The organism is Sulfidibacter corallicola (assembly GCF_017498545.1).
Classification (GTDB): domain Bacteria; phylum Acidobacteriota; class Holophagae; order Acanthopleuribacterales; family Acanthopleuribacteraceae; genus Sulfidibacter; species Sulfidibacter corallicola.
Genome location: NZ_CP071793.1, coordinates 6964707 through 6978425, shown reverse-complemented (window position 1 = coordinate 6978425; position 13719 = coordinate 6964707). Strand labels below are relative to the sequence as shown.

The following is a 13719-nucleotide window of genomic DNA, read 5'->3' as shown; positions in this document are numbered from 1 at the left end:
ATCGAACCCTAGGACTTGTGAGATTGTTCGAAAAATAATCGATAAAACCATCCGCAATACCGATTGGTTCTTAATGAGGGCCAACTAAATTATCCATCATAGGAACGAGCCTTGAACACGAAGCGAAGCGACCCCTGGCGGCTACAGTTTCTTTCGCTGATTTTGGTGGCGGTTCTCTATACCGTGGTGGGCAGACTTTCGCTCTTGCTGGCCATTCCTCCCGGTTTCGCCGCGCCCGTGTGGCCCGCGGCCGGGATCGCGATGACCGCGCTACTCTTTTGGGGTTATCGCATTTGGCCGGGCATCTGGCTGGGATCCTTCATCGTCAACCTCTGGGTTTCCTACGACGCCAACGCCCTGAACGTCACCAACATCGCAGCCGCCGCCGGGATTGCGATCGGCGCCTCGCTGCAGGCCTGTGTCGGCGGATGGCTCACCCGCTCCTATCTCTCGCTCAACCATCTCTCCAAACTGATGCAGTTCCTCACCATGGTGGGCCCCGTCGGCTGCCTGGTCAACGGGACCATCGGCCCCCTCGTCCTTCTCAGCGTGGGACAAATCGAGTTGAACCAGTTTCCCTTGACCAGTCTCACTTGGTGGATCGGCGACACCCTGGGCGTTTTGGTATTCATGCCGTTTGCGGTGACCGTCACCCGGTTCCGCCGGTTCGAGGCCAGACAGGTCTGGTTCACGACAGTGCCCATCTTTTCCCTGTTGGTCATCTCCATTCACTTCTTCGTGGAGGTGCGAACCGAAGAACACCTCCGCACGGAAAAGAACCTGGAAACGGTTGCCGAAACCATGACCCACGCGATCCGCGACAGTCTCGAGGAAGGCACCGAGATCTTGTTGGTGTTGCGAGATTTTCATCGAAGCCAACCCGACATGTCGCGAGAAAAATTCGAGGCGCTGACGCGGCGTTGGATCGAAAAACTGCCCTTGATGGCACTGTCCTGGGTACCGCGCGTGAAAGGCAATGAGCGCACCGCATTCGAAGGTCAGGCCCGCGGCGAGGGCTTCGAGGCCTTTTCGATCACCGAGATGCAGGGCGATGCCCTGATAGATGCGGCCGTGCGCGAAACCTACTATCCCGTGTATTTTGTGGAACCCTTCGAACAAAACCGGGAGGTGCTCGGTTTCGATCTGTCCGCCAAACCTCCGCGGCTGAAAACCATGGAGAAAGCCGCAATGTCGCGTACCCTGACCGCGACCGGCCCGGTCGACCTGGATATCACCGGCGGCGGGAAAACCGGCATCCTGGTGTTCCTCCCCGTTTTCACGGAGGGGGACGAACCGCCGTCCTCGGCCCCCGTCGACGGCATGTTCGTGGCCGTCTACCGCATTCCCGATCTGATTCGGGAATCATTACGCCACATCGACCGTCACGGTCTGACCCTGATCCTGTCCGACGTTACCAACGGCCGAATGCCGCTTCATCGTACCGGCGATATCCAGGAAGGCGGCGAAGGGCCCGCCGAAGCATCGGAAGGCGCTTTGAACGCCTTCTCCCTTTCACGGGAAATCGCCTTCGGCGGACGCCGGTGGCGCCTGGAATTCGAGCACGCCCTGGAGGCGGTGCGGTCCAATCGGTCCTGGGACACCTGGTCGGTCCTGGTGGGTGGCTTTTTCTTCACGACCCTGATGGGCGCCTTTCTGTTGTGGACCATGGGTCGCTCCTCCCAGATCGAACAGTTGGTCGAGGAACGCACCCGCGCGCTGAGTAACGAGATCCAAATCCGCAAGCACACCGAAACCGAGCTGATCCGCGCCAAGGAGGAGGCCGTGGTCGCGACCCAGGCCAAAAGCGCGTTTCTGGCCAACATGAGTCACGAGATCCGAACGCCCATGAACGGCATCCTCGGCATGAACGAAATCCTGCGCGCCACCGAGTTGACCCCCGAACAGCAGGATTGCGCCGACACCATCCAGGCCTGCGCAGGCGCCCTGTTGGCGCAACTGAACACCGTGCTGGATTTTTCCAAAATCGAAGCCGGCAAGCTGGACCTCGAACGGCTTCCCTTCTCCATTCCCGCCGTCTTCGAGGAGGTGCGGTCCATTCTGCGCGCCTCGCTCCAGGCGAAAAACCTGGTCATGGTCATCGGCACTACCCCGGAAGCGCGAACCCCTTTCTTGGGCGACCCGATCCGGCTCCGCCAGATCCTGCTCAATCTGGCCACGAACGGGGTCAAGTTCACGACCTCCGGTCAGGTGAGTCTCCACGCCGCGGTCGTCGGCGCCCAAGACAACCGGCACCGGCTCCGTTTCGAAGTCCGCGACACGGGTATCGGCATCCCCCCGGAACGGATCGAGCATCTGTTCCAACCTTTTACCCAAGTGGATTCATCGACCACACGAAAGTACGGCGGGACCGGATTGGGTCTCGCCATTTGCCACCAGTTGGTGGATCTGATGCAAGGTACCATCGGCGTGGAGAGCGAAGAAGGAAAGGGCACCCTGATCTGGTTCGAAATCCTCCTCGGTCGGGCCTCGGAGGAAGCCACCCCACGAGCGGCGGCAACCCGGGAAAGAATCGTGGGCACCTCCAAAACAGGCGGCGACGAACCACAGTCGACCTCGTCCCAAAAGATGCGGATCCTGGTTGCGGAAGACAACCCCGTCAATCAGAAGGTCATCGGCAGGCTGCTCGACTCGCTGGGGTATGCCTTCCAGGTGGTTTCCAACGGCGAGGAGGCGATCGCGGAAGTCACCCAGGGTTCCTACGGGCTGATGCTGATGGACTGTCAAATGCCCGTGATGGACGGCTACGAGGCGACTTCCCGAATTCGCAAAATGGAATCCATCGGTGCCAGGTTGCCGATCATCGCGCTGACGGCCAATTCGGTGAAGGGTGACCGCGAGCGTTGCCTCGCCGCCGGCATGACCGACTATCTCACCAAACCGATATCAAAGAAGCGACTCATCCGAGTGCTGACGACCTATGGGTGCGAGCGAGGCGCGCCCACCGGAAGCGAATCCTGAGCGCCGATCGGCGGGAGAGGCAAAGCTCGAACCTGGCAAAAAAACGCGACGAGGGTTATCCCTCGCCGCGTGAGGTGGGTTCGGCTTGGTTCTGAATTGGATCAGTCGTTGTGATCGCGCCGCCGAATCGGGGCACGTTGTGATTTCGAGCTGTTGGAACCGGATCGGGGCGTCGCCGAGCTGCGCGAACGCGTGCTGCGACTGGGGCTCGCCTGCTGACGACTACCACTGGTCGATCTGGAGGGCGAGGCGCTGCGGGTGGGTTGCCGGCTTCTCGAAGGCGCCGCACTCTGCGATCGTTGCCGCGTCCTGGGCGCGGGAGAAGCGCTTTGGCGGCTGGAGCTTCGCGACGAAGACCGACTGGCGCCCGTTTCGCGCACACGGGAGTTTGAGGGAACGGCCGACCGCGACGGTGCATTGTAGCGACTGCCGGTGGCGCGACTGTTGGTGGAACGCGTGGTCCTGGAACTGCGGGCCGGCGTTGCCGAGCTGCGGCTGCGGCTATTGGAGGCTCCTTGATCCCGCTGGCGTACCGGCTCGGAGCTGCGCGTCGGCGTTACGCGACGGCTGGGTTCCGAGCTGCGGGACGGTGCGGTCTGAGTCGGGGTTCGCGTTCCCGTGGAGCGGGAGGGCACGGTCCGCCGCGTGGTGGGATTGGGTGTGACGGTGCGACTGCTGCGCGGTCGTTGTTGTACCTGATTCTCCTTGGAGTCCAGGTTGCGATAGGAGCGCGGTAACGCTTGACTTCGGGTGGTCCGACTGCTGTTGCTGGTGGTTCCACGGGTGGTTCGGCTACTGCTGGCGGTTCCACGGGTGGTTCGGCTGCTGTCGCTGGTGGTTCCCGCCCGGCGATAGGTGGTGATGCCGCTGTCGCCGCGGTCTCGTCGGATCACCGAACGCGAACTCGCCGTGCTGCGGGTGACGTTGGTGTGGCGAGACACGGCTTTGGTTCCGGTCGCGCGACTTTGGATGGGAACCGCGGTCGTCCGTCGGGTCACCCTGGAGCTGCTTCCGGTCGTACCCACGCGGTCCTGTACCCGGATCGCGCCTCGCGACGCCAGCGCTCGAGTGGATCGTGCGCGGTTGACGCCCGGATCGCGAACCACCCGACTGAACGATCTGCCCGAAGAGAGGTCGTCACGGGTCACCGTGATCGAGCGAGTGGTCACCACACGCCTGCTGGAGTGCCGCGGGATGGCGGAACGGTAAGGAAGGACCCGACGCCGGTTCACCACCACGTCCACATCGACGTAATGCCAGTAATGGTTGCTGTGATAATTCAGTACGACCCGGTTGTAGCCGCGTCGCCCGTAATAGTAGGGTCGGTTGTAATAGCCCAGCGGGCACCAACCCACGTAGTTGTCGTAGCTGGTCCAGGCCACCCACGCGGGAGAATAGTAACGGCCGGGAATCCAGTGCCATCCGAAATCCACCGTCCAACCCCAACGGCCGTAGTGGTGCGTCACGTAGCCGAACGGTTCGTAGGAGACCCAGGTCATGCGATGGCGGCGGGTGGTCCAATACCCATTGTAGTAGGGGCGCCAGCCGGACTTGACGAAGGGGACCCACACGTGGATTTGCAGGTCGTGGTGGTAGCGCCATTCGCCGTGGTCGTCCAGATCACGCGAATAGGACACCAAATGGGGCGATACGTATTTGGAGCTGACCGTGCGCGTCCAGGGTCGGCGTTCGTAGGACCAACGCTCGAAACGGTCCCCGTGAAAGGAGTTGAAGGAACGGGTCCGGCTGGGCGCGTACATGTTTTTGATCGTCGCGTACTCGCCGCTGTAGATCAGTTGGCTGTCGGCTTCACCGCTCAATTCGGCGTACCCGCGGAAGACCTTGACCTTGGTGCGACCGTTTTCGAGATCGATCCGGTAGATGCCGGGTGCCTCGATGTAGGTCGAGCCGTCTTCGGTATCGATCCGATAGACGCGGCTTTCCAGGCCTTCGCGCTCATCGGCCACGTGCAGGAAGATACTGCCGTCGTAAAGCTTGATCACGCTGAGACTTTCGTTTTGATACGTTTCGTTGATCGCCTGAAATTCGACCTCGGTACGGTCGTCAAACTGCATCAGGCTGCCGTCGAGAAATTCGATTTCGGCGTAGGAGGAACCGCGAGTTTTAATCATATCCCCGGAAACGACCGGGAGGTTTCGTATCGCGTCCTCTTCGTATCCATCTTCGTGGGTCAATCCCACGTGTTTGCCGGCGTAGGTAACGCGGGCATAACGTTCGCCCTGAGTTTGCTCGGCCTCGTCGTACGTGTCGACGATTTCCTCGTTAGGATCATCCCAAGCAAAGGCGGAGCCCATAAATGTGAGGGGCAGAATCATCAACATAAGGTATCGCATGGGAACCTCCTGTGGCTTTGCGGATGCCTCCCACCAAAGCAAGGGGCATACCAGCAGGTGATGAACGGCCAGAGGGTTAAGGCCGGAGCCCTACTCGAAACGCGCCGCCGTTCGCGAAGAATCGGGGGTGGCCGCAGGTTTGAGAGCATGCCGTGGAGGGTGGTCGCGCGGTCGCCATGCCTTGAAAGCACTTCCAGAATAGCACGTCCCCGGGCTCGAACCTTTTTCGACCGCCGCGATCTGTCCCCTATGGACGTCGCCCGGGTTCGGTTCATCCCTTCCTACACGTCACCAAAAGGCGACGCCTGGCGAACGGTCGACGCAGATGTTCAGGCGAACGAGACCGGCCAATGGTAACGACTCCTATGAACGACGTCGTCCGGTTCGAGAGCACCCGAGGCGCCCTCCAGGCTGGCCCGCAAACGGCCATCGATTTCGGCCATGGTACAAGCCAATACGGGATGGCGCACATCGCCGGCCAGGTCGGCCAGCGGAGTCGTCACGAAGAGCCGTTCGTGCAGGCGCGGGTGGGGCAATTCCAATTCCCGCAAGGCGAGCACCCGATCGCCGAACAACAGCAAATCCAAATCCAGGGTGCGGGGCGCGTGACGATAAGGACGGGCACGTCCGCAAGCCCGCTCGAGACGTTGTAAATGGTGCAACAACGCCAGGGGCTCCAAACGGGTGCGCAGGCAGGCCACCGCATTGAGGAAGGGCAAGGGTTCGGGACAGTCGACGGCGGCGGTCTCGTAAATCGGTGAAAATCGCGGGCTATCCGATGCCGGTAGCTCGTGCAGCCCACGCGCCGCGAACAGGAGATGATCGAAGCGATCTTCGAGATTACTTCCCATTCCGATGACGGCCAAAGCGGATTCTTGTTCCATACTCGCCACAATCCCTTTCCACGAGAATCACACATGCCCTCGATCGCCCTCGAGGTGTCGGCATTATACCTCCAGGGACAACCCATCCGCGCAATGGTTGAGCCGCCAGGGAAATCTCATCCCACCCCCGGAAACCCGGCGGCCCTCCAGGCACCAACCGTTCATGAATGATGGCGGAAAATCCACCTGGGTTCCACCCGCCGCCAGACCGCCAATCGGTCCTGGCGCGAAACCGGTGGAACCCGGCCCCCAGAGTCGCCTTGGTCCGGGCCCCTCCAAAAGACGCCGGCCAAGGGGCCCGCCTTGGGTATAATGTTCCGTTTGATCGCGTGCGAGATCCCTTCGCCCGATGACGATCCCAGCCGTCGCGCCATGTGCGCCCGTCGAGAAAAGGAGCCGCCCGTGTCCCAATCCCAAAGCGATCCCGTTCGACCCACCGCCTTTCCCGGAGCGCCGGATCCCGATACCGTGGACGTCACGCGCGACGCCCAAGGCCAGGCCCTGTTCGAGGATGCCCGGGCCGAACGCATCAAGGACAGCTTCTATCGTTTGGTCTGTGTGATGGAAAGGCTGCGGTCCGGCTGCCCCTGGGACCGAAAACAAACCCCCGCGAGCCTCAAGAAATACGTCCTGGAAGAAGCCTACGAAGTGTTGGAGGCCATCGAAACCGAAGATTGGGACCTGCTTCGCGAAGAGTTGGGCGATTTTTCCCTTCAGGCGGTCTTCCAGGCCAAGATCCAGGAAGAAGCCGATCGCTTTACCATCGAGGACGTCATGGAGGGCATCGTCGACAAGATGATCCGCCGCCATCCCCATGTTTTCGGCGATCTCGACCTTACGCAGGCCGAGGACGTCGAAGCCAACTGGGATCAATGGAAACGCGCCGAGAAAGGCCACACCACCGCCGATCACTCGGCCCTGGACGGCCTGACGAAAGGCCTGCCCGCCCTGCTGGAAGCCTACAAGATCGCCAAGAAGGCGGCGAAGGTGGGTTTCGATTGGGACCGTCCCCGCCAGGTGATCGACAAGATCCACGAGGAATTGAACGAAGTCGAAGAGGCCCTGGCCTCGGGCGATGGAGCGGCATTGCAGGAAGAGTTGGGCGACGTCCTGTTCGCTGCCGCCAACCTGGTGCGCAAGGCCGGTTTCGAGCCGGAGGAAACCCTGCGTCTGGCGAACGCCAAGTTCAGCCGCCGATTTCGCCGCATGGAACGGCTCGCGGACGAACGCGGCCAGGTATTCGCGGAACTGCCCTTGGAAGAACAGGAAACACTTTGGCAAGCCGCCAAGCAATGGGACCACGACAAAACGTGAGCCGCATACAGAAAAACCCGCGATTCCGATAGGCGGTTACGGCGCGGGTTTACGACGAATGGGCGAAGCGGCGGGCGCCTATGGCGACGATCAGGACTCCTTGTGATCCACGTCCACGCGTTTGCGACGACGGTGGGTCTTGACCTCGTCTTCCTGCTTGTACATGTACTTGATGCAATGCTTCATGATCATCAGGTTGGGTTCTTTGTGGCGGTTGACTTTCAACGTGTGGCGATCATACCACTCGATAATGCCGCGAATTTGTTCACCGTCCTGGAGAATGATGACCATGGGCGTCTTGGTTTGCATTTGCTTTAGATAGTAAAAACTTTCCGCATTGGTTTGTTCGGCGGGTATGTGTTTGCGTCTGGCGCCAGCCAGATCCCGACCTTGAGATGCGTTGGAACTCAGGGCCTGCGGTTGCATTTCCGCTGTTTGCCCCGCGTTTTCCTTCACATTTTTCAAGCTAGGCCGGATCAACTTGCGGTGAATCGACATATACGGTCCTCAAGCAATAAAAGTGGTGTTCGGGATCGTTGACGCCCGTTCCGGAATTCGCCAATCCTGGGGGTACACAAAAAGTTGGCCGTATCATACCAAAGGGTTGCTCGCGAATTCAACGATAGGGTCATTTGATTGGAACAATTTAGAGCTTTTTTCCGGGAAATTCGCGGTTTTTTTGACCCATACCGCCGCGCTCGCCACCGCACCGTTCCATGGTGAATCCAACGAGTTCCTTTCGCGAAACACCGACGCACGATTCGGGTTACAATGGACGCGTTTCTCCCCAAACGCCGTCCTCGAAGCGCCCTTCGATTTCGCTGCGATGGCCTGCCACCACGCCCGGCACGGGTCCTGCTCGGGGAAGGCTTCCGTTCCCTGTGTTGTTTTCGGCATGCATGCCCGCGCCTCTTCGCCGTTCGGTTCGAACCGCCGGCGCGAGGATTCGGCCATGTTGACAAGGATCGATCGACTTCTCGCTCGTTGTTGGCTAAAAGCGAGACCCGATTTCGCCCTAGAACAAACCGGCAGTACGCGGCTCCGCCCGGCTCTCGACCATCGAGCCCTGTAGGGATGATCGATACCCAGCTAGTGAATCTCTGGAAGGAAGGAGTACTCAATGACATCGTCTTCGTCGTTTGCGCGATCGGCAACCCTGTGTGTTCTCATGACTTTGCCCCTGTTCGCCACCAAGGACATCCACTTTTTCGCGCTGGAGGTCCAACCCGAGGACACCCAAATCGTCGTCCGCGCCAACCCCGAACCGCTCTTGGCCTACAAGTTGATCAAGAACGACGATTACTCCTTGGACAAGAACCTGTACGACAACATTCTCGACACGCCGTTCCGCCAAACCGCGTTCCTGATGCGAACGCTCGAGCGCAATCGCGGCAGCATCTACGACGGCAAGGCGGACAATCTCCCGGTAATCTCTTACAGATTCGAACTGGCCGTTCGCGACATGACCGGCGAGATCCTGACCGAACGGGAATACAAAGTGGTCATCGGCTTGGACAAAACGCCCGGCACGGGCGTCATTCTCTGCGAAGGTCTCACGGAGCCGATCACCTTCCCCATCAACATGCTCACCAAGCCCCAGGTCTACCGCGAGTTTCTGCACGACGCCGTGTTTCCCTTCGACAAGGTCCAGTTCCCCATGCCCGCCGGTGAAGAATTCCTGGTGGACCTCTACTACAAATGGCCGCGCGTGGAAGTGGAAAAGAAGGACTTCAACGTGTTCGACCTGTTCCCCTCGTTGATTCTGTGGGACAAGGACCTGATCACCAAGATCAAGATCAACCTGGGCTCGACCTACGTGAAAAAGACATCCGCCAGTTTGGAGCAAACCCAGGATTACCAGTTGAAGACCTTCCGTCAGGCGTTGGATATCTACGGCAAGGCCCTGTCCGACATCGAAGGTGGTAAAGGCGGCGTCTATGCCGACCTGGAAGAGTACGTGCAGTTGGTGCCCGACGACAAGAAGGCCCTGAAACGGCTCATGGACCAATACTTGGCCGAGGGTTTGGACGACGAGGCGTTCAGCCTGATTTCGCGCTTCCAGCCGCTGTTCGCCACCATTCGCGAAGGCCTCAAGAATCAGCGCTCCCTGGCCGGCAAGGCCGAAAACCGCCGCAACCAATTGCTCGGCCGGCGTGCACGCTTCGAACAATCGGAAAAGGTCACGCTCAAAATCACCTCGCCCGTCGACAACGATCTCGTCACCGGCACCACCAATCTCGAATTCACCATGGCCGGCAACGAATCGCCCATCCTCCTGGTGGAGTGTTTCCTCGAGGAGGAACGCATCGCCCGCATCACGGCGCCGCCGTTCAAGGTGCCCTTCACCGTCGACGGCAACTTCGGCAAGCTCACCCTGCGCGTCGTGGCCTATTTCGAAGACGAAACCTATCAGGAAGACGAAATCACGGTGGACACCCTGAAGGTCGACGAGGAGGAGCGGGTTCAGTTGGTGGCCCTGCATGCCTCGGTGTTCAATCTGCGCGGCGAGGCCGGCCGCGAACTGGCCAAAGAGGATTTCGTTCTCAAGGAAAACAAGAAGGAAGTCGAAATCGCCCATTTCCGCAAGGACACCGCGCCGTTGCGCATCGCGATCATCTTGGACACCTCCATATCCATGTTCGGAGAAAAGCTGTACCGCGCCATGTACTCGGTCAAGACCTTCGTCAGCAAGCTGGGCCCCGAGGATCGCGTCGCGATCTACACCTTCGACAGCAAAGTCCTCAAACTGAGTGACTTCACCAACGACTTCGACGACCTGACCCCCAAGATCATGACCATCAGCCCCCTTGGCGCCACACGCCTCTACGACGCCATGCTGATCGCCAACGATGCCCTGGTCGGTCAGAACGGTACCAAAATCATGATCGTGGTTTCCGACGGTGACGACTCCGACTCGGCCACGACCGACATCCACGTGGCGGGCGCCCTGCGCAACTCGCCCGTGATGGTCTATCCCATCATCCTGCCCGGCGGGATCTTCCCCGAGCCGCTCGAGGCCGCCAACTTCCTGGAGAGCATGGCACGCCTGACCGGGTCCATCTACACCAAGGTCACCCGCGTCAAGAACCTGGACGAGAAGTTCGACCGGATCTACGCCGATTTCAAGAGCTTCTATTACATCGACTACTACAGTTCCGAGTTCAACCCGGCCCGTCGCGACCTGCGCCTACGGCTCAAAAAGGGCGGCACCCGCGTTCGGTTTCGCACCCTCAACTGAAGGTCGGGATCCGGTTCCCGATCGTCCGAGAAATTTTGGCGAAAATGAACCGGATCCGCCGCGAACGGCGCGTTCGGAGATAGAGACCTTGGTGACGCACAAGGGAAGCCGAGCCGTCATCGGCGTGGTCCTCCTACCCGGTTCTCCTTTTCTGCCCTTTCGTAGGACCGGGTTAATCGTTCACACCGCGACGACTCGGCATCACATCCACGAGGGTTGGTATTCATCCAACCTCGTTTTTACCGGGGGGACGTTCGGTCCCCCTCTTTTTTTGCCATTTCCGCTCTCGTGAGTCAATGCGGACGATGGCTCAAAACACGGTTTTCCAATATCGCGCCGGTCGATCCAAGATCTCGACGAACCAGTCACGCTCCAATTCGAACAGCTCGGGATACGCGTTTTGTAACAGCCGAACCTGTTCCAGCGTGGCCACCAGATTGCCGCGATCCTGGAGGTACCCCTGGTGAAAGGAGCGCAGCAGGGCCGCCTGGCGTTCGTTGGCAACCGCCAAGCGACGGAACCATACCAGAAAATCGGCGTTCATGCGGGAGTCCGATCCCGCCGACGCGAACCGATCGCGTAGGGGAAAAACCCGAGCCAGTCGGTCGAAACGCCGTTTCAACGCGGGAAAGGCGGAAAGATCGGAGGACGACAAGACCTCGAAATGGGGCACGGCGGTCGGCGACCAAAAACACCCGTGCAGGCAATCCAACTGGAACACCAGCCATTCGCGCCGTTGCGCGAGTTCCCAGGGATCGCTACGCCCGGCCTCTCCGCCGAACCCTTCGCCTGCGAGACCGATGTAGGCTCGGCGCGCCGCCAGCAACTCGTCGAGCCGCTCGGGATCGAATTCCAAAATGGAGCGAATGTAGTGTTCACGGGGATTGGCGGCCAAAATCACTTTCCTCGGGCGGCTTTCGAAAGGCGTATCCCAAGTCTTCCAGATAGGAGAGCAACGCCTGATGGGCATCGCGGAACCAGGTTTCCCCCTCTTCGTAGTGAGGGCTGTCCCACATGGCCGATTCGAATTCGTCCAAGACGGTTTCCAAGGTCCGGCGCTCTTCTCCGGCCACTTCGGCCAACACCTGCTCGGCAAAAAACAGCAGGTGTTGGTACTCCTCCTGATCGCGGGGATAGAACTTGATCTCCTGCATCCGCGCGACCGCGGCCTCGATCTCGCGTTCGTCGAGGCCTTTGACGTGGTGGGTCAGGACCGTCTGAAAGCGGGTTCCCGTTTCGGAGACCACCGCCTCGACCTCCAAAATCCCGTTCAGGTCGTAGGTGAACCGCACGTAGATCGGGTGGCCGCCAGGGGCGGGCGGAATGCCGGAAACCTTCAACTCGCCAAGTGGATGATTGTCTTTGATCTTGCGCGATTCACCTTGGAAAATCTTGACATCCACGGACTTCTGGTTGGCGTAGAGGGTGAAGACCACCTCTTCTTTGGAGACCGGCAGGGTGGTGTTGCGGTGAATGATCGGCAGGAAATAGCCGTCGCGGTATTCACGCCCCAACTGCTTGGCGACCGCGATGCCCAGAGTGAAGGGACACACGTCGGTCAGGACCAGGTCCTCGACCTCCTTGTGGTCCTCCAACAGCGCGGCCTGCACGGCGGCGCCCATCGCGACGACCTCGTCGGGGTTGTACCGACACAGGGGCGGCTTCTGGAAATAGTCTTCCAACATCTCCGCGATCAGCGGCATGCGGGTCGCCCCTCCCACCAGAATCACGCTGTCGATGTCCTCGGGGCGCGTCTTGCCGTCGCGCAGGGCGCGGTGAAGCGAATCCATGATGCGCGCCTTGAAGGGCGAGAGAACATCGGCCAGGACGCCGCGATCCAGGGTCACCTGGGCACAATTCGGAGAAAAGCGGCCTTCGCGATCGGGTATGCGAACGTCCACCTGACGCTCGCGGCTCAGTTGAATCTTGGCCGCCTCGCATTCGCGCCACAGGCGGGCGTAGCTCTGGGGCGAGGAACCCCGCAACGACGCCGGATCCCGACCCTGTTGCCTCAGGCACCAGGACACCACGGCCTCGGTGAAATCCTCTCCACCGAGCATCGCCTGACCGGACGTGGCGATGATCTCCAGGGTGCCTTCGAAAATCTCCATGAGCGTGACGTCCAGCGTGCCGCCGCCGAGGTCGAAGACCAACACTCGGCGATCGTTGTCTCGCTCGTGAAAACCGTAGGTCAGGGCGGCCGCCGTCGGTTCGTTGATGATGCGCCGGACCTGGAAACCGGCCAGCTCACCGGCAAGCTTGGTCGCCTTGCGCTGGTGGTCGTTGAAATAGGCCGGCACGGTGATGACGGCCTGATCCACCGAGGTTCCCAAATGGGCTTCGGCATCGCGCTTCATGGTTTTCAGCAGAAGCGAGGACAGTTCGATGGCGCTGAATCGTTCGCCGGCCAGCATGAGCTTGGCATCGGTTCCCATGTGTCGCTTGAATCGGGCGGCACAGTGACAGGGATGGATCAGGTTCATATCGCGGGCGACCATGCCGGTCAAAACCCGCCCTTCGCCCGTGCGACCGACCACCGACGGGGTCAAAAAGCACCCCACTCGATTGGGTACCAATTGGGGTCCGTGTTCACCGAATACGGCACAAAGGGTATGAGTTGTCCCTAGATCGATTCCGATTACTCTGCTCATGGGTTTTCTCGTTGGGTTCGACAGGCATCCGAACTACATTCTAACCCGATTGTCATCCATGGGAAACGCGACCATCCGATTCTGTGTCGTTCCACCTATCCATGTGTGCCGATCCCGCCCTCGGATCTTACAGCCTCGGGAGGGCCCTCTCCGCGATCGACTCGTGGGTTTCGATCCACGGCTCCCCCCGGTCGGCCCTGCGAAAACCCTTCGTTCCCGCTGTTTTCCATGAGGCATTGGCGGGTGTGATACGATCGAGCACGAGGCATCGACGCCTCGCGCGAAAACCGGGTCGGCGG

Annotated in this window: 9 protein-coding genes; 3 read left to right on the top strand and 6 right to left on the bottom strand. The window is 60.2% G+C overall.

Going from position 1 to position 13719, the window contains the following annotated elements:
* Positions 1 to 111 precede the first annotated feature (111 nt).
* Entirely contained in the window at positions 112 to 2979 is a 2868-nt protein-coding gene (locus J3U87_RS21605) for a CHASE domain-containing protein (protein WP_237377855.1), read from the top strand.
* Positions 2980 to 3080: 101 nt separating this feature from the next.
* On the opposite strand, the gene J3U87_RS21600 is transcribed toward J3U87_RS21605, so the two are convergent.
* Both J3U87_RS21600 and folK read right to left on the bottom strand, forming a co-directional pair.
* A complete protein-coding gene (locus J3U87_RS21600) occupies positions 3081 to 5333 on the bottom strand; it encodes a DUF6600 domain-containing protein (RefSeq protein ID WP_237377854.1) in 2253 nt (750 codons plus the stop codon).
* 329 nt (positions 5334 to 5662) lie between these two features.
* Complete coding sequence (folK, locus tag J3U87_RS21595) at positions 5663 to 6217, bottom strand: 2-amino-4-hydroxy-6-hydroxymethyldihydropteridine diphosphokinase (RefSeq protein WP_237377853.1); 555 nt, start codon at positions 6215 to 6217, stop codon at positions 5663 to 5665.
* A gap of 402 nt (positions 6218 to 6619) precedes the next feature.
* Between folK and mazG the strand changes: the two genes are divergently transcribed.
* Complete coding sequence (gene mazG / locus J3U87_RS21590) at positions 6620 to 7531, top strand: nucleoside triphosphate pyrophosphohydrolase (protein WP_237377852.1); 912 nt, start codon at positions 6620 to 6622, stop codon at positions 7529 to 7531.
* A 90-nt stretch (positions 7532 to 7621) separates the two neighbouring features.
* Here mazG and J3U87_RS21585 read toward each other — a convergent pair whose 3' ends face one another.
* Positions 7622 to 8029, bottom strand: coding sequence for an RNA chaperone Hfq (locus J3U87_RS21585; RefSeq protein ID WP_237377851.1), 408 nt, complete (start codon positions 8027 to 8029; stop codon positions 7622 to 7624).
* 93 nt (positions 8030 to 8122) lie between these two features.
* Complete coding sequence (locus tag J3U87_RS21580) at positions 8123 to 8485, bottom strand: hypothetical protein (RefSeq protein WP_237377850.1); 363 nt, start codon at positions 8483 to 8485, stop codon at positions 8123 to 8125.
* 166 nt (positions 8486 to 8651) lie between these two features.
* On the opposite strand from J3U87_RS21580, the gene J3U87_RS21575 reads away from it, so the two are divergent.
* Positions 8652 to 10769, top strand: coding sequence for a VWA domain-containing protein (locus J3U87_RS21575; protein WP_237377849.1), 2118 nt, complete (start codon positions 8652 to 8654; stop codon positions 10767 to 10769).
* Between the two features lie 310 nt (positions 10770 to 11079).
* On the opposite strand, the gene J3U87_RS21570 is transcribed toward J3U87_RS21575, so the two are convergent.
* Entirely contained in the window at positions 11080 to 11664 is a 585-nt protein-coding gene (locus J3U87_RS21570) for a hypothetical protein (protein ID WP_237377848.1), read from the bottom strand.
* Complete coding sequence (locus tag J3U87_RS21565; protein ID WP_237377847.1) at positions 11645 to 13420, bottom strand: Hsp70 family protein; 1776 nt, start codon at positions 13418 to 13420, stop codon at positions 11645 to 11647. The genes J3U87_RS21570 and J3U87_RS21565 overlap by 20 nt, the downstream gene beginning before the upstream one ends.
* Between the last annotated feature and the right edge of the window lie 299 nt (positions 13421 to 13719).